Origin of the sequence: Streptomyces sp. GESEQ-35, from assembly GCF_017948485.1 — a bacterium.
In the GTDB taxonomy this organism is placed as follows: domain Bacteria; phylum Actinomycetota; class Actinomycetes; order Streptomycetales; family Streptomycetaceae; genus Streptomyces.
In genome coordinates, this window is sequence record NZ_JAFFSX010000002.1 from 381855 (window position 1) to 404436 (window position 22582).

Genomic DNA, 22582 nt, shown 5'->3' on the forward strand with positions numbered 1-22582 from the left:
GCTCGTGCTCTGCTCCGAGGTTCCCCCCAACTCCGTTGCCAGTATGGTGAGTTGACCTCGCTCATGGATGCAGGAGACCCATGCCCGACCTGCCGACCCCCCAGGACGCCGCCGAGGCCGCGCTGTTCTCCGAGTGCTGGGACGCCGTGCTCTCGTACGCAGACCTGTGCACGGCCGGATCCGTGGCGGCCACCCGGCTGGCCACGGAGGCCTTCGCGCTCGGCATACGCGAGGCCCGCGCCGCCGAGACCGGCACGACCCGGAACAGCGGCCGCCGCCCGGCCCGGCTGCCCCGGATCCCCTCGCTGCTGACCGCCGTTCGCACCACGGCGGCGGCCTGGGAGACCGACGGTCACGGCCACAAGCTCGACCCCGAGCTGCGGCTGTGGCTCAACTCCGAGAAGGCCGCCCGCTACACCGGACCCCCGCTGCGGCGCCCGCTCGCGCTGCGCGGCCTGCGCGACATGCAGGAACCGGACGCGGCGCTGCTGTGGCTGGCCGAGGTGGAGGCCGTGCCGCTGTACATCGTGGCCCGGCGGCTCGGCCTCGACCCGGCCACGGTGTCCGACGAACTCGACCAGGTGCGGGTCCTGTTCAGGGACCGCTGCCACCGCAACCACCTCGACACGCCGATGGCCGCGCAGTGCCGCAGCTACGCCCGGCTGCTCGACGCGGTCACCCGCTCGCCGCTCGCCGACACCCCGGACGACCTCTCCCGCCACCTCGCCCGGTGTGTGGACTGCGCGGAGGCCGCCGCCTGTCTGCGGTTGCAGGGCGGCGGGCTGCCGGCCGCCCTCGCGAGCGGTGTGATCGGCTGGGGCGGCCTCGCCTATCTGGAGCGCCGCCGCAGAGCCGCCGAGGTACGGCTGGGCGCCGGGCGCCCTGACCCGGTGGACCCGGACGGACCTCCGAACCCCGGTGCGCACAAGGCGCGCGTCCTGCGGGGCGGCCTCCTCGTCGCCGCCGTCCTCGTCTCCCTGCTGGCACTCGCCGTGTCGATGATGCCCGGCGGCGCCACCGACGACGGGGCCGCGGCGCCCACGGACGGCTCCGACCGCCAGCCGGTGGCCGACCCCGGCATCACCACCCCGTCCGTCACCGCGAAGCCCTCGGACTCGGCGACCGTGTCGCCCGAGCCGTCGGTGACCCGTGCCTCGGACCGCTCGGAACACACGGCCTCCGACCCGGAACCCCAGGGCACCACCTCCTCCACCGCCCGCGGCTCCGAACCGGACCCCGCCCCCGAGACCAGCGAACCGGCCACCTGCCAGGTCGACTACGACCTGGTCAACCAGTGGCCCGACGGCTTCCAGGCCACCGTCACCGTCACCACGGCCGAGGCCCTGGGCACCTGGAGCGTCGCCTGGTCCTTCAAGGACGGCCAGCAGGTCGGCCAGATGTGGGACGCGACCTTCGCCCAGAACGGCACCCGCGTCACCGCCACCGCCGCCGACTACAACAAGACCGTCCCCGCCGACGGCTCCCTCGCCTTCGGCTTCATCTCCTCCTGGCGCGGCAAGAACTCGCCGGCGTACGACTTCACGCTGAACGGCCACAGCTGCGACCGGGTGAACTGATCAGCAGCCTGCCCGGCACCGGGCGGGCGCCCCAGGTCCTACTCGTCCCGCTCCTCGCGGGACAGCCGGCGCAACAGATCCCTGCTGGCCGTGGCGATCAGCGGGGGCACATCGAGGTCACCGAGCATGTCGGCGGCGGCCTTCATCTCGGCAGTTCTGCGCACGGCGTGCCGGCGGCTGCCCTCGACCAGCCGATCCAGGGTCGTGGCGTCCGCCCGGGTCAGCTCCTCGGCGATGATCTCCCGCAGCCAGTCCTCGCAGCCCGCGGCCCGGGCCGCGTCGAGGGCTTCGACGGCGGCCGCCGCCAGGCCCTTGTAGAACACGCTGCGCAGCAGCTTGCGTTCGGCTGCCAGCCCCGCCGGCCCGTCGAGCACGTCCACGTCGGCGCCGAGGGGGCGGAGCAGCCCGGCGTAGCGCGCGGACCCGGGTCCGGAGGCGAGCATGGCCGTCCGCAGACCTCGCCCGGGCACGGTGGCCATCAAGGACACATCGACGAAGTCGATGCCGCTGTCCCCGGCGATCTCGCCGAGGTGCCGCTTCAGCGCGGGTGACGCGGTGTTGAGGTCGGCCCAGAGGCTGTCGGGAGACGCGCCGGCCAGGCCCGCCCGGAGGGCGTCCACGGCGTCCGAGGCGCTGTTGACGCTGAGGACGAGGTCACTGCCGGCGGCCGCCTCCGCCTCGCTGCCGGTGTCCACCACGCCCGGGGGCGCCGACACCTTCGGGTCGTAGCCCCGCACGCGCGCACCCGCGGCGACCAAATCGCCCGCGATGGCGCCACCCGCCTCTCCCAGGCCGAGTACAGCGATGCGCAGGTCCTCAACAGCGTTGGAGATCACGGGTACTGCTCCTCGTCGTCTGCGTGGGCGGAACACTTTCTGCGCAACCCATTGACGCATCCCAGGTGATTGTTAACAATCTGGCCCACCAAATTGGTGACAGGGAGGCGGCGTGACCGACCGAGCAGCCGCACATCCGACACCGTCGGATCATGCCCGCGCACTCGTCGCGGGGGCCTACGACATCCATCTGCACATCGCGCCCGACCTGATGAACCGCCGCATCGACGATCTGACCCTCGCGTCCCGCTTCGTCGAGGTCGGCCTCACCGGATTCGTGCTCAAGTCGCACTACGTGCCGACGACGGAACGGGCCGAGGTGGTACGCAACGCCGTCCCCGGCTTCGGCGCGGTCGGGGCGATCACCCTGAACGGCTCGGTGGGCGGGATGAACCCGGTCGCCGTGGAGATCGCCGGTCGCGGCGGGGCACAGTTCGTCTGGCTGCCGACGGTGGACAGCGCCAACGAGCGGGCCTGCACGGCGAGCAGTCCCGAGGGCGCCACCCCGCCCATGTGGGTTCAGCTCCAGAACGAACTGCGGGACGCGGGCATGGCGGCCGACCCGGTGGACGTGACCGGGCGGGACGGCAGGGTACTGGAGATCACCCGGCAGGTGCTCAGGGTGATCGCGGCGCACGACATGACGCTCGCCACCGGCCATCTCCATTCCGACGAGATCGCCGCCGTCGTGGACGCCGCCGTCGAGGAGGGCGTACGCCGGATCGTGGTCACCCACCCGGAGTTCACCTCTCAGCGCGTGGGCGTGGAGCGTCAGCGCGCACTCGCCGCCCGGGGCGCCCTGCTCGAACGGTGCTTCACCACCCCCTACACCGGCAAGGTCTCCTGGGATCTGTGGCTGGAGAACATCAGGGCGGCCGGCCCGGAGCACTCCGTGCTCTCCAGTGATCTCGGGCAGCCCTTCAACCCGCCCGTGGAGGACGGCCTGGCGCTGCTCGCCGACCGGTTGCTCGCCGCGGGCTTCAGCGAGCCGGAGATACGGACCATGGCCGTGGACAACACCCACTGGCTCGCCGGGGTGGCGAAGGATCGACAGCAACGATGAACGGCGTCCTGGAGATCCGGCGGCTGACCAAGCAGTTCGTCAAGGACGACCTGGGGATCGTCGCGTTGCGCGACCTGACCCTCGGGGTCCAGGAGGGCTGCTTCGTCACGGTCCTCGGCCGCAGCGGCTGCGGCAAGTCGACCATGCTGAACCTGATGTCCGGGCTCATGCGCCCCACTTCGGGCGTGGTGACGTACCGGGACGAGCCGGTGTCCGGTCCGCGTACCGAGGTCGGCTACATGACCCAGTCCGACACCCTCATGCCCTGGCGCGACGTCGTCCACAACGTCGAGATGCCGATGGAGATCCAGGGAGTGCAGGCGAAGGAGCGGCGCGCACGCGCGGTGGATCTCATCGAGCGGGTCGGCCTGACCGGCTTCGAACGTCACTATCCGCGCGAACTGTCCGGCGGTATGCGGCGCCGGGCGAGCCTGGCCAGGATGCTGGCCGGCGACCCGGAGGTGCTGCTGCTCGACGAGCCCTTCGGCGCACTCGACGCGCAGCTCCGCTCCGTTCTCCAGGCCGAGTTGCTGCGGCTGTGGCAGGGCAGCGGGCAGACCGTGGTGTTCGTGACGCACGACATCGAGGAGGCGCTGCTGCTCGGCGACCGGGTCGTGGTGCTCGGCCGGGTCGGCCGGGTGGTCCTGGACAAGGTGATCGACCTGCCTAGGCCGCGCGACGCCGACGAACTGCGGGTGGACCCGCACTTCGTCGGCCTGCACAAGGAGATGACGGCGGCGCTGCGGGAGGCGCGATGAGCACGGTCGACGGAGAGACCGAGACGACGGTGGACGCCGAGAAGACCACTGGTCAGTCGGTCACCGTCCCGCTCGACCGCAGCTGGTGGGAGAGACACGGCGGCAAGGTGATCATCTGGGTCGGCCGGCTGGTCTTCGTCGCGGTGCTGCTGGTCGCCTGGGAGCTGTCCGCCGGCCGGCTGTTCGACATCACCTTCACCAGCCGGCCGCTGGACGTCGTCCACCGGCTCGCCGAGTACCAGCGGGACGGACTGCTCTGGTCCAACACCTGGGTCACCCTCAAGGAAGTCATCCTCGGGTTCACACTCGGCGCCTCGGCCGGAGCGGTCACGGGATTCGTCCTCGCCTCCCTGCCGACCTTCTACCGGGTCGTCGACCCCTTCATGGTCGCGCTGTACTCGTTGCCGAAGGTGGCGCTCGCACCGCTGTTCATCGTCTGGTTCGGCATCGGCATGCAGATGAAGGTGCTCCTCGCCGCCGTCACCGTGTTCTTCCTGGTCTTCCTCAACACCGCGGTGGGGGTGCGTGAGGTCGACCGGGGACTGATCGACGCGGTCCGGCTGATGGGGGGCCGTCGCCGTGACGTGGTCCTGAAGGTGGTCCTTCCCGCTTCGATGACCGGTGTGCTGACCGGTCTCAAGGTCGCCGTCCCCTACTCGCTGATCGGTGCCGTGATCGGCGAACTGGTCGCGTCCAACCGGGGGTTGGGCTACCTGATCAGCGACGCGGCCGCCAACTTCGACACGGCGGGCGTCTTCGCGACGCTCGTGGTGCTGGGGACCATCGCCACCGTCCTGAACCTGCTCGTCGGTGTGCTTGATCGCAGGGCCAACCGCTGGAAGCCTCTGGAGGTCCGCAAATGAACGATCTGAACCGTCGGCAACTCGTCAAGGGCATCCTCGCGACCGGAGCGGTCACCCTGACCGGCGCGGGCTGCGCGGAGTCCGGCGCCTCGACAGCGGTCGGCAAGCTGTCGGTGGGTCAGGTCAGCGCGTCGATCGCGTTCTTCCCGATGTTCATCGCGACCGAGAAGGGCTACTTCAAGGACGAGGGCGTCACCTTCGACGACCCGCCGATCCTCGGCAACGGCTCGAAGGTGGCGGCCGCGCTGAAGTCCGGCAGCATCGAACTCGGCGGTTCCGTGATGACCGACGTCTTCAAACTGTCGGAGGTCGAGAGCGACATCCGCCTCGTCGCCAACCTCGTCGACAAGTACTACATCGACATCGTCACCGGCGAGAAGTTCGACGGCGCGGCGGTCGACGCCACCCTGGAGAAGCGGATCGAGTCGCTGCGCGGCAAGAAGATCGGCATCACCGGGCCGGGCAGCGGCACCGAGGCACTCGTCGTCTACCTCTTCACCAAGGGCGGCATGGACGCCAAGAAGGACGCCGAACTCGTCAACCTCGGCAGCGAACCCAGCGCGGCCCTCGGAGCGCTCAAGTCCGGCCAGGTCGACGCCCTCTCCTTCGCCCAGCCGCTCGCCCAGCAGGCGGAGGGGGACGGCGTCGGCACCACCTACATCTCCCCGTGCCGCGGCGACATCCCCGACCTGGTCCACGCCTCCCACGGTGTCCTCTACACCACCGCGAGCATCCAGAAGGACAAGGCCAAGGAGATAGCCGCCTTCCAGAGAGCGCTGACACGGGCGAGGAAAGACATCCACGGCGACGACTCCGCGGAGGTCAGGAAGCTGCTCGCCGAGTACCGCAGCGGGATGTCCGAAACGACACTCGACGCGCTGCTTCCCCTGCTGAAGGACGAGATCCCGGCGACCAACGGCTTCAAGCGCTCCTCCTTCGACACCGCGGCCGAGTTCCACAAGTTCTCCGGCCTCATCGACAAGGACCCCGACTACGACCGACTCGTCCCGTCGAACCTGCGCGAAACGTGACTCCGGACGTCGTGGTCATCGGCGGCGGCAACGCGGCGATCGTGAGCGCGCTGACCGCCGCCGACACCGGAGCCCGGGTGCTGCTCCTCGAACGCGCACCCGTGGTCTTCCGCGGCGGCAACAGCCGGCACACCCGCAACATCCGGTGCGCGCACGACACCGGCGACGAGTTCACGACCGGCCCCTACCCCTTCGACGAGCTCTGGCGCGACCTCTGCGGAGTCGGCGACGGGCCGAGCGACGAGCGGCTCGCCGAGCTGACCGTGCGTCAGTCGACGTCCGCCCCGGCCTGGATGGCCGCCCACGGCGCCCACTGGCAGCAGGCGCTCACCGGCACGCTCAACCTGGCCCGCACCAACAGGTTCTTCCTCGGCGGCGGCAAGGCACTGCTCAACTCCTACTACCGGACGGCGGAACGGGCGGCGGTGAGCATCGAATACGACCGCAGGGTCACGCACCTGGATTTCGACGGCGACTCCTGCACCGGCGTACTCACCGACGACGGCCGCCGCATCAGCGCCGCCTCCGTCATCTGCGCGAGCGGCGGGTTCGAGGCCGACCTCGCCTGGCTGGGCCGCTATTGGGGTGAGGCGGCCAAGGGCTTCCACGTGCGCGGACCGTCGTACAACGACGGGGGAGTGCTGCGGGAGCTACTGGACGCCGGTGCTCAACACGCAGGCGAGGAACGCGGATTCCACGCCGTCGCGGTGGACGCCCGCAGCCCGAAGTACGACGGCGGGATCGCCACCCGCATCGACTCCATCCCCTTCGGCATCGTGGTCAACCGGGACGGCCGCCGCTTCTACGACGAGGGCGAGGACATCTGGCCCAAGCGGTACGCGATCTGGGGACGGAACATCGCCCTCCAGCCCGGACAGATCGCCTACGCACTGTGGGACGCGAAGGTCCAGGGAGCCTTCCTGCCGCCCATGTACGGCAGTTACTCGGCGGACACGGTCGAGGAACTCGCCGAGGTGCTGGGCCTGGACAAGCGGGCCGTGGCCGAGACCGTCACCGCCTTCAACACGGCGGTCGACCGGGGCGGCGCCCCCGCGCGGCCCTTCTCCATGGCCGAGCCGGACGGCAGGACAACCGCCGGACTCGATCCGCCGAAGAGCAACTGGGCCCAACGCCTGGACACTTCACCGTTCCACGCCGTGCCGATGCGCCCCGGGATCACCTTCACCTACCTCGGCGTCGCCGTCACCGACCGGGCACGGGTACGCCGCAGGGACGGCGGAGTCTTCCGCAACCTCTTCGCCGCCGGCGAGATCATGTCGGGGAACATCCTCTCCACCGGCTACCTCGCCGGATTCGGCATGACCATCGGCACCGTGTGGGGACGCATCGCGGGAAGGGAGGCCGCCCGCCATGCCCTCGGATGACCTCTCCGGCAAGAACCTCTTCAGCGAGAACCTTTTCGGTGAGGCGGAACGCCAGCTCACCATCTGCAACTCCTGCCGCTACTGCGCCGGTTACTGCCCCGTCTGGCCCGCCCTTGAGCTGCGTACGGCCCTGGAAGTCCAGGACATCACCCACCTCGCCAACCTCTGCCACGACTGCGGCGACTGCCTCAGCGCCTGCATGTACGCCCCGCCGCACGAGTTCGCGGTGGACCCGCCGAGCGTCTTCACCGAGGTCCGGCAGGACACGTACCGCCGCTACATCTGGCCGCACCGCACGCCGGGAGGCTTCGCGACGGGCGTCGCCTTCACCGTCGTAGGCCTCGTACTCGCCCTGCTGTCCTGGCTGTTCACCGGCCGCCCGTTCACGGTGGCGGACACGCCCGGGGACCCGTACGAGATCCTTCCGCACACACCACTGCTGATCGCGGTGGGGGTGCCGAGCCTGTGGGCGGCCGCCATGTTCGGCTGGGCGACGCTTCGGTACTGGCGGGACGTGCATGGCCCCCTCGCCGACCTGTTCCGGCTCCGTGTATGGCTGACGACGTTCACGCAGGCCGTGCAGTTGCGGCACATGACCGGGGGCGACGCGGGCTGCGAGGTGCCCGGCCGGCGGGGATTCCATGTGGTGCTGCTGTACGGCTTCGGGCTGTGCGTGGTGTCGACGACTGCGGCGGCGTTCCTGCAGAACGTGCTCGGCGCGCATCCGCCGTACCCCTGGCTGTCCGTTCCCGTGATCAGCGGCAGCGTCGGCGGGATCGCGATGATCGTCGGAGGGACCGGGCTGTGGCTGCGGAGCGGCGGCAGCGGCTTTCTGTGGGCGCTGATCGTCCTCGCCGCCTCCGGCATGCTCACCCTCCTCCTGCGCGAGACCGTCGCCTTCGGCCCGGTGCTTCTGCTGCATGTGGCCGCGGTCGTCGTCGCGTTCGGGATCGCGCCGTACACGAAATTCGTCCACGGGATCTTCCGGACGCTGTCCATCCACCACGACAACCTGGAGCGCTGACATGGGCAACACCGCCGCGACGGTCGCGGGTTACATCCGTTCCGCCGGGGCCCGGTTCGTGTTCGCCTACCCCGGAGATCCGATCATCGAGCTGATGGAGGCCCTGCGCGCCGCCGACGTCGAGGTCGTGCTCGCGGGCCGCGAGGGCACCGCCGTGTTCATGGCCGAGGCCCAGGCGATGGTGACCGGGCGGCCCGGCGTCTGTCTGTCGACGCTCGGGCCCGGGTCGACCGCGATCGTCAACGGGGTGGCCGCCGCCACCTGGGACCGGGTTCCGCTGCTGGCGATCTCCGGCCAGATCGACGCCGGACGCGAGGAGTTGATCACCCATCAGGTGGTGGATCACAAACTGCTCTTCTCGTCGGTCACCAAGTGGGCCGGCCGGATCCACCCCGGATCCGTGGACGCGGTGATGCGCAAGGCACTCCGCCTGGCCGTCGCCGAACGGCCGGGGGCCGTCCATCTCACCGGCTCCGCCGAGACGTTCGCCGCGTCCGCACCTGACGTCGGCATCGCCCCGCCGCCGCTCGACGGCGCCGGGGGAGGCGTGCGGGTGTATCGGGTCCCGGGCGGCCCGGACCCCACGGCCGTCCTGCGTTCCGCCCGGCGTCCGGTGCTGCTGGCCGGGGCGGGCGCGACCCGGTGCGGCGCGTCCGGGGCCCTGCTCCGGCTGGCGGAGGGCGTCGGCGCCCCGGTGGTGGTGTCACCGATGGCCAAGGGCGTGTTCCCGGAGGACCACCCGCTCTTCGCCGGCGTCCTCGACATGGCGTGCAATCAGGTCGTGTGGGAGTTCCTGGGCGGCAGCGACCTCGTCGTGGCCGCCGGATTCGACCCGGTCGAGCTGATCAGGCCGTGGTCCGTGACGGTGCCGGTGCTGCACGTGGACACGACCCCCAACACCGACCAGATCTACCCCAGCGACTGCGAAGTTGTCGGGGATGTGTCCGCGAGTCTGGAGTGGCTCGCCGACGGATGGCGCGGCGAACCCCGTTGGAGCGAGCGGGACGTCGCCGTGCACCGGGAACGGCTCCGCACGGCGTACTACGCGGGCCGCGTCTCCGGCCGCCTCAACCCCACCGACGTCATCGACGTGGTACGCGCGAGCGCACCCCCCGAAACCGTCGTCACCTGCGATGTCGGCTCGCACAAGCTCCTCGTGGGCCAGGGCTGGCAGGCCCGCCGACCGCGGAGTGTCCTCATGAGCAACGGACTGTCCTCGATGGGCTTCGGACTCCCCGGGGCGATCGCCGCCCAGATGGCGTTGGGCGAGGTTCCCGTGGTCGCGCTGATCGGCGACGGCGGGTTCGCGATGGCCGCCACCGAGCTACGACTCGCCGCCGTGCGCGGGTTGCGGCTCGCGGTGGTGGTCTTCGCCGACGGCAGCCTCAACCGCATCGAGCTCAAACAACGGGCCCTCGGCTATCCGAGCACGGCGACCCGCCTGAACGACATCGACCTGGTCGCGCTCGCGGCTTCAATGGGCTGCGACGGGGTGCGTGTGACCTCGACGGCGGAACTGGAGAAGGCGGCGGCGGCGGGGCTGGCGGGCCTGACGAGGCCGCTGCTGATCGAGGCGCGGGTCGACCCGGCCCAGTACGAGACCCAGTTCTAGAGCGCCCCGTAAGGGGCGCGGGGAACTGCGCGACCAGCCACGACGCTGCCGCAGACGAAAGACGACCCCCACGGCACGTGCAACAGAACGCTCAGAGCGTCTCATCGGCAAGAGGGAGCCCGAATTGACCGTCGTCGAGCAACTGGCCGAGTTCGCGGTAGCCCAGCGGCGCAAACCCCTCGCGGCCGACGTACGGCACGCCGCCGTACGCGCGATCGTGGACTGGGCGTCGGCCACGGTCCCGGGCGCGACCACCCCGGCCGCCCGCGGACTCACCGAGGCCCTCGCCCCGAGCCCGGGATCCGGCCCCGCCCGCCTCATCCCCTCGGGGCACACAGCCGACGTACGAACGGCCGCGCTGCTCAACGGAACCGCCGCGCACGCCGCGGAACTCGACGACATCTACCGCGACGCGTTCTACCACCCAGGCGCTCCGACCATCGCGGCGGCGTTCGCGGTCGCCGACCTCGTCGACGCCTCCGGCGAGGACTTCCTGCGTGCCGTGACCATCGGGTACGAGATCGGCGCGCGGATCGCACTCGCCGTAGGACCGGCCCACTACCGCAACTGGCACACCACGGGAACGGTCGGCACCTTCGGCGCGGCCGCAGCGGCGGCGGAACTGCTCCGGCTGGGCCCCGACCGGTTCGCGGGCGCGCTGGCGCTGGCCGCGACCATGGCGGCCGGGCTGCAACAGACCTTCCGCTCGCCGTCCACGGGCAAGCCGCTGCACGCGGGGCACGCCGCCGAAGCCGGCGTGGTGGCCGTACTCGCCGCCGAGAAGGGCCTCGCGGGCGCCCTGGACGTCCTGGAGGGTCCGGCCGGTTTCGGTGTCGCCACCGCCGGGGTGACCGACCTCGCCGTCACCGGCCTGGGCGATCCGTTCTGCGTCACGGCCACGACGGTGAAGTACCACGCCTGCTGCGGGCACACCTTCGCCGCGATCGACGCCGCGCTCGAACTGCGTGCCGACGGGGTACGGGCGGAGGGCTTCGAGGACATCGCGGCCATCGAGATCGAGACCTACGCGACCGCCACCCGGGTCGCCGGCCGCACCGACCCCGGCGACGCCGGGGAGGCCCGGTTCAGCCTGGCGTACACCGTGGCCGCCGCCCTGGTGCTGGGCAGCGTGCGGCTGCGAGCCTTCGAACCCGGGGCGCTGCGCAACCCGGCGATCCGCGACCTCATGGCGCGCACCAGGACACGGGTCGCCCCGGAGCTGGACGCGCTGGCCCCGGGACGCCGGGCTGCCCGGGTGTGCGTCACCGACCGGCAGGGCGCCTCGCGCGAACGGCTGCGGCTCACGCGCAAGGGCGACCCGGACGACCCGCTGAGCGACGCTGAACTGCGCGACAAGTACGAGGAGTTGGTGCCCGCGTTCATCGGCCGGCGGCGGGCCGGGGCGATCGCGGGCGCGCTGTGGAACCTGGCCGCGCTGCCGCGGATGAGCGCTCTGGACTGGGGTTGAAGTGGGGGCTGATGTGGTGGACCACGGCACGGGACTTCTCGTCGACGGGACCTGGACGCACGGCACCGGCAGACTCCCGGTGGCGGACAAGTACACCGGTGAGACGATCGCCGCACTCCATGTCCCCGGACCGGACCAGGTGGCCGCGGCCGTCGCGTCGGCGACCCGCGCAGTGGGCCAACTCCCGTGCGGGGAACGTGCGATGGTCCTGCGCCGGGCCGCCCGGCTCCTGGACGAGCGGCGCGACACGATCGTCGCGCAGTACGTTGCCGAAACCGGTTTCACCCCGTCGGACGCCACCACCGAACTCGACCGCACACTTCTCATCTTCGAGCTCTGCGCCCAGGAGGCCCTGCGGCTGACCGGCGAGCTGGTCCCGGTCCAGGCCGCCACCGGGCACGACGACTCGCTCTGCTTCACCCTGCGGGTCCCGGTCGGTGTGGTCGCCGCCATCACGCCCTTCAACGCGCCCCTCAGCACCGTCGCCCACAAGATCGCACCCGCTCTCGCGGCGGGCAACGCGGTGGTGCTCAAGCCGGCCGAGCAGACGCCACTGAGTGCGGTCGCCCTCGTACAGGCACTGCTCGACGCCGAACTGCCCGAGCGGCTGGTGCAGTTGCTGCCCGGCCCCGGCGAGACGGTCGGCGACCAGCTCGTACGGCACCCCGACGTCCGCTACATCACCTTCACCGGGTCGACCGCGGTCGGCCGCCACATCCGGGCCGTCAGCGGTCTCGCCCGTACCCACCTGGAACTCGGCTCGAACTCCCCGACCCTGCTCTGGCGCGACGCCGACCTCGACCACGCCCTGCCGCTCGTCGTACGCGCCGGATACCGCAAGGCCGGGCAGGTGTGCACCTCCGTGCAGCGCCTCCTCGTACACGAGACGATCGCGGACGAGGTCACCGCACGGCTCACCGCCCTCGTCCGGGCCATCCCGTACGGCGATCCGCGGGCGCCCGGAACCCAGGTCGGCCCGCTGATCGGCCCGCCGGCGGCACAACGTGCGGAGGACCTGGTCAAGGACGCCGTCGGCCGAGGGAGCCTGCTCCTCACGGGAGGAACCCGGGCCGGCACGATGATCGCCCCGGCGGTTCTGGCCGGGCTGCCGGGCAGCGCCCGCCTCGCCTCCGAGGAGGCGTTCGCCCCGCTGCTCGCCATCGCCCGGGTCGGCTCCCTCGACGAGGCGGTACTCCTGGCCAACGCCACCGACTACGGCCTCCAGGCCGGGGTGTTCTGCCAGGACCTCGACGTCGCCCTCACCTTCGCCCGCCGGCTTCGGACGGGCGGCGTCATCATCAACGACACGTCCAGCTGCCACCCCGACCCCATGCCGTACGGCGGGGTCAAGGACAGCGGCCAGGGAGTCGAAGGGCCCGCCTACGCCGTCCCCGACATGACCGAATCACGAACCGTCCTGATCCGGCATCGTGCACCCCGCGAACCCGTCGTACCGCCCGGGACCAGCGCGTAATTCGGTGGTGCCGCGGACCGCGCACCGCTACAGTCGGCGGTGTTCGAGCGGCGACCGGTTGTTGCCGCAGGTGACCTGGCTTGGTTCGGGAGGTGTGACCGATGGCTGTCGTCGAGATGGGCGCTGCCCGCATCCGGAAGTTCATTCAGTCCACCCCTGTGGTCTCCGGCTGACCTCACTCCTTTCCCGCGCCCATGAGCGCGGTGCCGGGGCCACCCGTGTGAAGGGTCACCCCTTGTCTTTCTCTTCCCTCCAGGGTTCGCTCTCGTCCTCCTCGCATCCGCTCGTGCCGTACGGCTGGGATGCGGACTGGGAGGCCGCGTTCGCCCCTTATGCCGAGCAGGGTCTTCTGCCCGGCCGTGTCGTACGGGTCGACCGAGGCCAGTGCGACGTCCTCACCCCGGTCGGCGCCGTACGCGCCGACACCGCGTTCGTCACCCCGCACGATCCGCTGCGGGTCGTGTGCACCGGCGACTGGGCCGCCGTCGAACCCGGCGGCAACCCCCGCTATGTACGGGCCTATCTGCCGCGCCGTACCGCCTTCGTGCGCTCCACCTCCTCCAAGCGGTCCGAGGGGCAGATCCTCGCGGCCAACGTCGACCACGCGATCGTCGCCGTGTCGCTGGCCCTGGAGGTCGACCTCGGCCGGATCGAACGCTTCCTGGCCCTGGCCTGGGAGTCCGGCGCACAGCCGGTGGTCGTGCTCACCAAGGCCGACCTGGTGCCGGACGCGGCCACCCTCGCCCATCTCGTCCAGGACGTGGAGACCACGGCGCCGGGTGTGCCGGTGGTGCCGGTCAGCGCTGTCGACGGCGCCGGGCTCGACGTGCTCGCCGCGGTCGCCTCCGGCGGTACGTCCGTGCTCCTCGGACAGTCCGGCGCGGGCAAGTCGACCCTCGCCAACGCGCTGCTCGGCGAGGACGTCATGGACGTACAGGCCACGCGGGACGCCGACGGCAAGGGCCGCCATACGACGACCACCCGCAACCTGCTGGTGCTGCCGGGCGGCGGTGTCCTGATCGACACACCGGGGCTGCGGGGCGTCGGGCTCTGGGACGCGGAGACCGGCGTCGGGCAGGTGTTCTCCGAGATCGAGGCGCTGGCCGAGCGGTGCCGGTTCCTGGACTGCGCGCACGAGAGCGAGCCGGGGTGCGCGGTCCTGGCCGCGATCGACTCCGGGGAGCTGCCGGTGCGGCGGCTGGAGAGCTACCGCAAGCTGCTGCGGGAGAACCAGCGGATCGTGGCCAAGACGGATGCGCGGGTCAGGGCCGAGATCCGGAAGGACTGGAAGCGGAAGGGGGCGGAGGGGAAGGCGGCGATGGAGGCGAAGCGGGGGCGTTGGCAGTAGGTTGTCTCCACGTCCGATTTCCGCCAGCCCGGACATCTCATCCGGCGGAAACTGGAACACGTGATGGACGAAGACACCAGGTACGAAGCGGTCCGCAGCCGGGACGCCCGGTTCGACGGCGAATTCTTCTTCGGCGTCGAGACGACCGGCATCTACTGCCGCCCGAGCTGCCCCGCCGTCACCCCCAAGCGCCGTAACGTCCGCTTCTTCACGACCGCCGCCGCCGCGCAGGGCTCGGGTTTCCGGGCCTGCCGGCGGTGCCGGCCGGACGCGGTGCCGGGGTCGGCCGAGTGGAACGTGCGCGCGGATGTCGTGGGCCGGGCCATGCGGCTGATCGGGGACGGCGTGGTCGACCGGGAGGGTGTCGCCGGGCTCGCCGTACGGCTGGGATACAGCGCGCGGCAGGTCCAGCGGCAGCTCACCGCCGAGCTCGGCGCCGGGCCCGTCGCACTGGCCCGCGCCCAGCGGTCGCACACCGCGCGCGTCCTGCTCCAGACCACCTCGCTGCCGGTCACGGAGATCGCGTTCGCGTCCGGGTTCGCCAGCGTCAGGCAGTTCAACGACACCATCAGGGCCGTGTACGCCGCGACGCCCACCGGACTGAGGTCGTCCGCGCCCAAGGGCCGTACGGCCACTCCGACGGCCGGTGTTCCGCTGCGCCTCGCGCACCGGGGCCCGTACCAGGCCGAAGCCGTCTTCGATCTGCTGGCGGACGAGGCCGTCCCCGGCGTCGAGGACATCGGTGGACCGCGCGGGCGGCGGACGTACCGGCGCACCCTCCGCCTTCCGTACGGCACCGGAATCGTCGCCGTCGAAGAGCGGCCGGGACTGCCGCGGCCCGGGCCCGGCGGGTGGCTGGACGCCCGGCTGCACCTCACCGACCTGCGCGACCTGACGACGGCCGTGCAGCGGCTGCGGCGGCTGTTCGACCTGGACGCCGATCCGTACGCCGTGGACGAGCGGCTCGGCGCCGATCCGCGGCTCGCCCCGCTGGTCGCCGCCCGGCCCGGGCTGCGGTCACCGGGCGCCGCCGATCCGGAGGAGCTGGCGGTGCGGGCGCTGGTGGGGCGTACGGCGGCAGAGCAGCTCGTACGGCGCTACGGCAAGGCCCTGGACGCGCCCTGCGGCAGCCTCACGCATGTCTTCCCCGAGCCCGCCGTCCTCGCGGAGGCCGAGCCGGACGGTCCCCTGGGCGCGCTCGCCGCCGCCCTCGCCGACGGCTCCGTACGACTGGACCCGGGGGCCGACCGGGACGAGGCGCAGGACGCGCTGCTCGCCCTGCCCGGGATGGACGCCCGCACGGTGGCGGTCATCCGCACCCGCGCCCTCGGCGACCCGGACGTGGCCGTGCCCGGCACGGACGTCCCCGACAGCTGGCGCCCCTGGCGCTCCTACGCACTACAACACCTGCGCGCAGCAGGGGAGTTGGAGCAACGATGACCTACTACACCACCCTCGACAGCCCCCTCGGCCCCCTCCTCCTCACCGCCGACGCCGACTCCACACTGACCTCCCTCTCCATGCCCGGCCAGAAGGGCGGCCGCACCGTCCAGGACGGCTGGCAGCACGACCCCGGCCCCTTCCGCGAGGCGGAGGAGCAGCTCGCCGCCTATTTCGCCGACGACCTGAAGGAGTTCCGGCTGCCGCTGCGTGCCGAGGGCACCGAGTTCCGGGAGCGGGTCTGGTCCGCGCTCGACTCCGTGCCGTACGGCGCCACCACGACCTACGGTGAGATCGCCGCCCGCATCGGAGCGTCCCGCGCCGCGGTACGGGCGGTCGGCGGCGCGATCGGCGCCAATCCGCTTCTCGTCCTCCGCCCTTGCCACCGTGTGATCGGCGCGGACGGCTCATTGACCGGGTATGCGGGCGGCCTCGACCGCAAGGTCCGGTTGCTGACGCTTGAGGGCGTGCTGTGAGTTCTGCTGCGGCGCCGTCGTGGCTGGTCGCGCAGTTCCCCGCGCCCCTTTGGGGCGCTGCCGAACCGCAGCCGACTTCACCCGGCCTGCTCAGCTCTCCTCCAGCCCCCAGCTGTGGATCCGCCGCGGATGGATGCGGATCACCTCCTCGCTGAAGTGTGGGCCCAGGTCGTGCGGGCCGGTGAAGAGTTCGGCCTCGCCGCGGATGTCGACGCCGCGTACCTTCCAGGGGCGGGCGCTGATCATGTCGTCGACGACGAGAGCGACCTTCGGGTTCTTCTGGAGGTTGCGCCACTTCTTGGTGGTGCCCATCGCCCGGCCGCTGATCAGGATCGTCCCGTCGTCCTGGGGGAAGATCCCGACCGGGTTCGCCTGCGGCTGACCCTGCGGGTCGACGGTGGCCAGCCGCCCCAGCCGCTGGGTCTTCAGATACGCGCGTTCGGCCTCGGTGAATTCCGCCATGACGGCAGCCAAGCATGGCGTCCGCACCGGGCGCATCGGATCGTGGACCTAGGACTGGTTACCTTTCCGTGCCGGGCAGCCCCCAGCGGGGCGCGCCCTCGTTGGGCCGTACGGGTGTGACGCCAGGAGTAAGGGGGCCAATGGCGATCCGCTAGGTCAGCCCCAGAGCACCGCGCCCAGCCACGCCCCGAAGATCAGCAGGCAGGTGAAGAGCTCCGCCAGCACGCTCGAGCCGCCGTTGCGCATCGCCGTGCGCAGGGCCGCCTTCGCCTCGCCGTGGCGGCCCAGCCGGAAGCGCTCGTAGAGGTAGATGCCGGCCATGAAGCCGGGGATGGCGCCCAGCACCGGGATCAGGATGAAGCCGAGAAGCGCGCCCGCACCGGCGTACACCCCCATCCGGGGCGTGGCGCCGCTCGCGCGCAGGCGCCGGGGCGGCAGGGACCAGCGGACCACCTGGGAGAGGAACAGCGCGACGGTGGTGCCCACGAGCACCCACCAGGCGACGGGCTGCGGATCCTTCAGCGCCCACCACATGACCGCGGCCCACACGAGCCACGACCCCGGCACCCCGGGCACCAGCACTCCGCACAGGCCGAGCAGGATGACCAGGCCGACCAGCAGGAGGTCCAGGACTCCCATTTGTCCAGGGTGCCGGAGTGGAGGAGAAAGCGCAGGTCACCCCCGCCGGTCCCGCGCCACCCACCCCCGCTCGTACGCGTGCCACCCCAGCTGGAGCCGGGTCGTCACCCCGGTCAGCTCCATCAGACGTTTCACCCGGCGCTGCACGGTCCTGAGGCCCAGGTCGAGCTGTTTGGCCGCGCTCGCGTCGGTCAGCCCGGCCAGCAGCAGGGAGAGGATCTCCAGGTCGGTGCCGTCGGGACCGTCCGGGTCGTCCTGCGACACTCCGGCGGCCCCGATCCGCAGCGGCAGCGCGTCCCGCCACACCGACTCGAACAATCCGGAGAGCAGTTCCAGCAGCCCGCTGGCATGCACGACCAGCGCGGCGGGCTCGGCGGTGTGCGAGGTCAGCGGGACCATGGCGAGCGTCCGGTCGGCGACCACCAGCTTGGTCGGCACCCGGTCCACCATCCGCACCTGCTCGTCACGGCCGAGCGCGTCGGACAGCTCGGTGATCCCGTGCGGCAGATCGAGGACCGACCGCTCGACGACCACCCGGTAGCGCACCCCGCGCCCGGCCGCCTGCTCCTCCGCGTCGTTCTCCGTGCCGGTGACCACGACCGGGTTGCCGGTGACCAGCGCGCACACCTCCTCGCTCGCCCCGAGCTGGAGCTGGAGGAAGCGCTGGGAGACCGCGGCCGACCCGATCACCACCTCGACCAGGTCATGGACGGCGGGCTCGGCGGCCGCCGCCCGGTACTCCTCGGCGAGCAGCGCGGCCGCCAGCTCCGCCTTCTCCAGTTCGTGCCGCTGCTGGGTGAGGAGCGCGCCCAGCGCCACCCCGGGCGGCGCGGCGACCCAGCGCCCCGGCCGGGCCGACGACTGGGCCGCGAGTCCGTGCCGCTCCAGTCGGCGCAGGGCGCGCTCGGTGTCGTACTCGCCGAGCGTCAGCCGCCGGGCGAGATCGGGTACGTCGGCCGCGCCCACCGACACCAGCGCCCGGTACGCCGACTCGTGCGTCTCGTCCAGGCCTATCGCTGCCAGCATGCGGCGCCGTCCCTCCCCAATGACCCCGTGGCGGAAACCGGCCACGGCGCAAACCCGCCTCGGCACATCATCGCCGTACCACCCGCCACTCTGCCAAGGTGACGCCACCGCAGCATCAACCACCGTCCGCATTGCCCGTATTGGGCCTCCTTGGCCTGCGCAGATACGCCCGCGGGCAGGCGGCCGCACGGGAAGAAGGCGATCTTGGGGAGAGCCCTACGGCGTACGGCCCTGGGGGCGGCGACCGCCGCCGTCCTGGCCGTCACGACAGCCGTGCCCACGCACGCGACCGACGAGCCGAGACCGCCGACCGGCAGCCGGGCCACCCCCGGCGCCGGTTCCGTCGTCACCCTCGTCACCGGCGACCGGGTCCTCGTCACGAAGGACGGGGCCGTCACCCTGCCCGGCCCGGACGGCACGACCCCCGTCACCCAGACCCGCCGCTCCGGCGACGACCTGTACGTCTACCCCGAGAGCGCGATCGAGGCGCTCGCCGCCGGCCGCGTCGACGAGGAACTCTTCAATGTCACCGGCCTGGTCCGCCAGGGCTACGACGACGCGCACAGCGAGACGCTCCCGCTCATCGCGACGTACGACCGGTCCGTGGCCCGCAGCGTCCCCGCCACGCCGCGCGGCGCCGAACGCGAACTCGTCCTCGACCCGATCGACGGCGTGGCACTGAAGACGGACAAGGCGAAGACCGCCGACTTCTGGGCCGACGTCAGCCGGGGCGACGTGAAGAAGCTGTGGCTCGACGCCAAGGTGCAGGCCACGCTGGACCGTTCGACCCGGCAGGTGCATGCCCCCGAGGCCTGGGCCGCGGGCTACGACGGCAAGGGCACCAAGGTCGCCGTCCTCGACACCGGGGCCGACGCCGACCACCCGGACCTCAAGGGCCGGATCACCGCGGCGAAGAACTTCACCGACTCCGAGGACGCTGCCGACCGCGACGGCCACGGCACCCACACCACCTCCACGGTCGGCGGCACGGGCGCGGCGAGCGACGGCAGGAAGAAGGGCGTCGCGCCGGGCGCCGGACTCCTCAACGGCAAGGTCCTCAACGACTACGGCTACGGCGAGACCTCCTGGATCATCGCCGGCATGCAGTGGGCGGTCGACCAGGGCGCCGACGTCGTCTCCATGAGCCTCGGCAACCCGGCCCGCACCGACTGCGGCGACCCGATGGCCCAGGCCACCGAGGAACTCGCCAGGTCGAGCAAGGACACCCTGTTCGTCATCGCCGCCGGCAACACCGGACCCGGCAACAACACCGTCTCCTCGCCCGGTTGCGCCCCGAGCGTCCTCACCGTCGGCGCCGTCGACCGCGACGACTCCACAGCCTCCTTCTCCAGCCGCGGCCCGGCGTACGGCTCCCACACCCTCAAGCCCGAGATCACCGCCCCGGGCGTCGGCATCTCCGCCGCCAACGCGGGCGGCCGTGGCGTCTACGCGTACCAGTCCATGAGTGGTACGTCGATGGCGACGCCGCATGTCGCGGGCGCGGCGGCGCTGGTCAAGCAGCGCCACCCCGACTGGTCCGCCCAGCAGATCAAGGCGGCCCTGGTCTCCTCGGCCGACGCGGACATCCCCGGCGACGTCCGGGAGGCGGGCGGCGGACGACTCGACGTGGCGACCGCGATCGACCAGCCGGTGCTCGGCGCCCCCGCGGTCCAGGGCGGCAGCTTCAACTGGCCGCAGGACCGCAGCGACCGCACGACGGTCGCCGTGCCCTACACCAACACCACGGACAGGGCGGTGGAGTTGAAGTTGTCGGTGCCCGCCGTAACCGGCAACGACGGCTCCACCGTCCGCTCACCGATCGCCCACCTCACGGCCCGCTCCGTCGCCGTCCCGGCGGGGAAGACCGTCGAGGTCCCGCTCGCCGTCGACCCGACCGCGAGCCTCAAGCGTGCCCAGTACGGCGACATCACCGGCCGCGTCGTCGCCACGGCCGACGGCGTCACCGTCTCGACGCCCTTCTCCCTCTACGTCCAGCCTGAGACGGTCACCCTGCGGGTCAAGCTCGTCGACCGCCTCGGCAAGCCCGCCGACGGCGCCTCCTCCGTCGACGTCATCGGCACCGAGCGCTCCGCGGGAAGTGCCACGATTGGGCGTCGGTCGTCTGCGGGTCCGTCGTGGCTGGTCGCGCAGTTCCCCGCGCCCCTTCAGGGCGATGCCGAACCGCTGCCGACTTCGCTCAGCGGCGAGCGGCGGTTCAACGACGGCGCGACCGACCAGACGTACGCGATCCGCCCGGGCAGCTACTTCCTCTCCAGCTTCATCACCACGCCGGAGACCGAAGGCACGCTCATCAACTCCCTCGCCTTCGTGGCCCGTCCGCAGCTGGAGATCCGCAAGGACACGACCGTCGTGCTCGACGCCCGCAAGGCCCACCGGCTGAGCGTGCGGACGGACAAGCCGTCCGAGATCCGGGCCGCCACGCTCGGGTTCGCGCGCAGCTGGGACGACACCTGGCTGCACGCCGGCACCGCGGTCGGCAACCGGACCGTCCGGGGCTACTACGCCTCGGTCGACGGCCGGGCCACCGACGGCAGCTTCGAGTTCGACAGCTTCTGGCGCGCGGCAGCCCCGCAGATCACCGAACTCGCCGTCGTGGGCGGGCGGTCACTGCATCCGGTGACCGCGTCGACGAGTTCGGCGAACCTGGACGGCACGGGCCGGGCGCCGCTGTTCGACGCCAAGTCCGGTACCCAGGAGGACCTTTCGGGCGCCGCCGGGAAGATCGCGCTCGTCGAGCTGCCGGACAGCGGCAGCGCGTACGAGATCGCGGAGCGTGCGAAGGCGGCCGGTGCGGTCGCCGTCCTCGGATACCGCGAGGCGCCCGGCCGCTGGTATCCGTCGGCGGGCTTCACCGGCGGCCCGCTGCCCGTCCTCGGCATCCCGGCCGAGGAAGCGACGGCCCTGCTCGCGGCGACGGACGTGACCCTGCGCTGGAAGGCCACGGCCAAGAGCCCGTACGTCTACAGCCTCGCCTTCCCGGAGACGGGACCGGTCCACGGTGACCGCGCCTACCGCGCGCGGGACAAGGAGCTGGCGGCGACGACGGCGACGTACCAGGCGATGGGTACGGCCACCGACTACATCGACCTGATGACGATGACGCGCCCCAGTGGACTGTCCGGCTACTTCGGTGACTTGGAGACCGTGCCCGCGCCCTTCACCCGCACCGAGTACCACTCGGCCGGCACGACCGGCTGGGGGCACGATGTGTCCAGCAGCTTCCCGTGGGGCGAGTTCATGATCGACCCGGTGCGGACGTACGAGAAGGGGGAGCGCCGGACCGAGGAGTGGTACGGCGGGGTCGTCTCGCCGGTCGCCCCGCTCGACGACAGCGGGGAGCAGGCGCTCGCCGCCGAGCGGCAGGGCAACCTGATCGGTGTGGCGCCCGGGTTCTGGGGCGATGCCCAACACCGGGGAGTTCAGGGCGGTTTCGGTGACATCGGGAACATGGTGCTGAAACAGGACGGCGAGACGATCGGCGACAGCCCCTATCCGTTCGGGGTGTTCGAGGTACCGGCCGAGGAGTCGCCGTACGAACTCACCCTGAACACCATGAAGATCGGCCCGCCCGCACGTGTGTGGAACCGGTCGACGAGCACGACGACGACCTGGTCCTTCCGCTCCGGCCTCGACGAGGACGTCTACTCCCAGGGCGTCCCGCTGCTCTTCCCGCGCTACGAACTGCCGGAGGACGGGCTCAAGACGCTCCCGGCGCGGGACGGGCTGCGCATCGGCCTCACGGCGACCGGTCACGCGGGCTACGAGCCCGGAGGGTTGACCTCCGCGCAGGTGGCCTACTCGTACGACGGCGGGGAGACCTGGACCGAGGCGCGCATGGAGCGGGGTGACGGTGGCTGGAACGCGGTGGTGAACCACAGCGGAGCCTCAGGTAAGCAGGTCACACTCAGGGCCCGGCTGACCGACACGAACGGCAATGCGGTCACCCAGATCGTGACCCGGGCCTACGACGTGCGCTAGCGCTCCGCTGGAGACGCGCGCCCCTCACGGGGCGCGACAGGCGTCGCCGGGCGGTTCTCCCGTGGGGGGTGGGATCGCCCGGCGACTTCTTTTCCCGATGC

General features: G+C 71.7%; 18 protein-coding genes. 14 read left to right on the plus strand and 4 right to left on the minus strand.

Annotation, left to right across the window (positions count from 1 at the left end):
• Positions 1–80: 80 nt before the first annotated feature.
• Positions 81–1577, plus strand: coding sequence for a cellulose-binding domain-containing protein (locus tag KCH87_RS05210; protein WP_210584509.1), 1497 nt, complete (start codon positions 81–83; stop codon positions 1575–1577).
• Between the two features lie 38 nt (positions 1578–1615).
• On the opposite strand, the gene KCH87_RS05215 is transcribed toward KCH87_RS05210, so the two are convergent.
• A complete protein-coding gene (locus KCH87_RS05215; RefSeq protein WP_210584511.1) occupies positions 1616–2413 on the minus strand; it encodes an NAD(P)-dependent oxidoreductase in 798 nt (265 codons plus the stop codon).
• A 112-nt stretch (positions 2414–2525) separates the two neighbouring features.
• Between KCH87_RS05215 and KCH87_RS05220 the strand changes: the two genes are divergently transcribed.
• From KCH87_RS05220 to KCH87_RS05275, 12 genes are all read left to right on the plus strand, one after another.
• Positions 2526–3476 carry a DUF6282 family protein gene (locus KCH87_RS05220; protein ID WP_210584513.1) on the plus strand — a complete coding sequence of 317 codons (951 nt, stop codon included), beginning with the start codon at positions 2526–2528 and terminating at the stop codon, positions 3474–3476.
• On the plus strand, positions 3473–4234 hold the full coding sequence (locus KCH87_RS05225) for an ABC transporter ATP-binding protein (protein WP_210584515.1): 762 nt from the start codon (positions 3473–3475) through the stop codon (positions 4232–4234). The genes KCH87_RS05220 and KCH87_RS05225 overlap by 4 nt, the downstream gene beginning before the upstream one ends.
• A complete protein-coding gene (locus KCH87_RS05230; protein ID WP_210584517.1) occupies positions 4231–5097 on the plus strand; it encodes an ABC transporter permease in 867 nt (288 codons plus the stop codon). The genes KCH87_RS05225 and KCH87_RS05230 overlap by 4 nt, the downstream gene beginning before the upstream one ends.
• Positions 5094–6128 carry an ABC transporter substrate-binding protein gene (locus tag KCH87_RS05235; protein WP_210584519.1) on the plus strand — a complete coding sequence of 345 codons (1035 nt, stop codon included), beginning with the start codon at positions 5094–5096 and terminating at the stop codon, positions 6126–6128. The genes KCH87_RS05230 and KCH87_RS05235 overlap by 4 nt, the downstream gene beginning before the upstream one ends.
• Complete coding sequence (gene tcuA, locus KCH87_RS05240) at positions 6125–7513, plus strand: FAD-dependent tricarballylate dehydrogenase TcuA (protein ID WP_210584521.1); 1389 nt, start codon at positions 6125–6127, stop codon at positions 7511–7513. Before KCH87_RS05235 ends, tcuA begins: the two co-directional genes overlap by 4 nt.
• Positions 7500–8537, plus strand: coding sequence for a tricarballylate utilization 4Fe-4S protein TcuB (tcuB, locus tag KCH87_RS05245; RefSeq protein WP_210584523.1), 1038 nt, complete (start codon positions 7500–7502; stop codon positions 8535–8537). The genes tcuA and tcuB overlap by 14 nt, the downstream gene beginning before the upstream one ends.
• A 1-nt stretch (position 8538) precedes the next feature.
• Positions 8539–10149, plus strand: a complete 1611-nt coding sequence (locus tag KCH87_RS05250) for a thiamine pyrophosphate-binding protein (protein ID WP_210584525.1) — start codon at positions 8539–8541, stop codon at positions 10147–10149.
• A gap of 124 nt (positions 10150–10273) precedes the next feature.
• Positions 10274–11617 (plus strand): MmgE/PrpD family protein, encoded by a 1344-nt coding sequence (locus KCH87_RS05255; RefSeq protein ID WP_210584527.1) that lies wholly within the window; start codon positions 10274–10276, stop codon positions 11615–11617.
• A 1-nt stretch (position 11618) separates the two neighbouring features.
• A complete protein-coding gene (locus tag KCH87_RS05260) occupies positions 11619–13091 on the plus strand; it encodes an aldehyde dehydrogenase family protein (RefSeq protein WP_210584528.1) in 1473 nt (490 codons plus the stop codon).
• Positions 13092–13326: 235 nt separating this feature from the next.
• Positions 13327–14439: a ribosome small subunit-dependent GTPase A gene (gene rsgA / locus KCH87_RS05265; RefSeq protein WP_210584530.1), complete on the plus strand. Its 1113-nt coding sequence runs from the start codon at positions 13327–13329 to the stop codon at positions 14437–14439.
• A gap of 63 nt (positions 14440–14502) precedes the next feature.
• Positions 14503–15879: a DNA-3-methyladenine glycosylase 2 family protein gene (locus tag KCH87_RS05270; RefSeq protein WP_210584532.1), complete on the plus strand. Its 1377-nt coding sequence runs from the start codon at positions 14503–14505 to the stop codon at positions 15877–15879.
• Entirely contained in the window at positions 15876–16355 is a 480-nt protein-coding gene (locus KCH87_RS05275; protein WP_210584534.1) for a methylated-DNA--[protein]-cysteine S-methyltransferase, read from the plus strand. Before KCH87_RS05270 ends, KCH87_RS05275 begins: the two co-directional genes overlap by 4 nt.
• Positions 16356–16445: 90 nt before the next feature.
• Here KCH87_RS05275 and KCH87_RS05280 read toward each other — a convergent pair whose 3' ends face one another.
• From KCH87_RS05280 to KCH87_RS05290, 3 genes are all read right to left on the minus strand, one after another.
• The gene (locus KCH87_RS05280; RefSeq protein WP_210584536.1) at positions 16446–16817 is read right to left on the minus strand and encodes a PPOX class F420-dependent oxidoreductase; all 372 of its coding nucleotides are present in this window, start codon (positions 16815–16817) and stop codon (positions 16446–16448) included.
• 156 nt (positions 16818–16973) lie between these two features.
• On the minus strand, positions 16974–17456 hold the full coding sequence (locus tag KCH87_RS05285) for a DUF456 domain-containing protein (protein ID WP_210584538.1): 483 nt from the start codon (positions 17454–17456) through the stop codon (positions 16974–16976).
• 36 nt (positions 17457–17492) lie between these two features.
• Positions 17493–18482, minus strand: a complete 990-nt coding sequence (locus tag KCH87_RS05290) for a LuxR family transcriptional regulator (RefSeq protein WP_210584540.1) — start codon at positions 18480–18482, stop codon at positions 17493–17495.
• A 204-nt stretch (positions 18483–18686) separates the two neighbouring features.
• Here KCH87_RS05290 and KCH87_RS05295 point away from each other — a divergent pair, with 204 nt between their 5' ends.
• Positions 18687–22481, plus strand: coding sequence for a S8 family serine peptidase (locus tag KCH87_RS05295; protein WP_210584541.1), 3795 nt, complete (start codon positions 18687–18689; stop codon positions 22479–22481).
• The last annotated feature ends 101 nt before the right edge of the window (positions 22482–22582 follow it).

What these genes read in the sequence shown, in the direction of transcription:
- KCH87_RS05280 (WP_210584536.1), bottom strand. Translation starts at nt 16,817, where the DNA reads ATGGCGGAATTCACCGAGGCCGAACGCGCGTATCTGAAGACCCAGCGG.
- tcuB (WP_210584523.1), top strand. Translation starts at nt 7,500, where the DNA reads ATGCCCTCGGATGACCTCTCCGGCAAGAACCTCTTCAGCGAGAACCTT.
- KCH87_RS05290 (WP_210584540.1), bottom strand. Translation starts at nt 18,482, where the DNA reads ATGCTGGCAGCGATAGGCCTGGACGAGACGCACGAGTCGGCGTACCGG.
- KCH87_RS05210 (WP_210584509.1), top strand. Translation starts at nt 81, where the DNA reads ATGCCCGACCTGCCGACCCCCCAGGACGCCGCCGAGGCCGCGCTGTTC.
- KCH87_RS05270 (WP_210584532.1), top strand. Translation starts at nt 14,503, where the DNA reads ATGGACGAAGACACCAGGTACGAAGCGGTCCGCAGCCGGGACGCCCGG.
- KCH87_RS05235 (WP_210584519.1), top strand. Translation starts at nt 5,094, where the DNA reads ATGAACGATCTGAACCGTCGGCAACTCGTCAAGGGCATCCTCGCGACC.
- KCH87_RS05275 (WP_210584534.1), top strand. Translation starts at nt 15,876, where the DNA reads ATGACCTACTACACCACCCTCGACAGCCCCCTCGGCCCCCTCCTCCTC.
- KCH87_RS05250 (WP_210584525.1), top strand. Translation starts at nt 8,539, where the DNA reads ATGGGCAACACCGCCGCGACGGTCGCGGGTTACATCCGTTCCGCCGGG.
- KCH87_RS05285 (WP_210584538.1), bottom strand. Translation starts at nt 17,456, where the DNA reads ATGGGAGTCCTGGACCTCCTGCTGGTCGGCCTGGTCATCCTGCTCGGC.
- KCH87_RS05230 (WP_210584517.1), top strand. Translation starts at nt 4,231, where the DNA reads ATGAGCACGGTCGACGGAGAGACCGAGACGACGGTGGACGCCGAGAAG.
- KCH87_RS05225 (WP_210584515.1), top strand. Translation starts at nt 3,473, where the DNA reads ATGAACGGCGTCCTGGAGATCCGGCGGCTGACCAAGCAGTTCGTCAAG.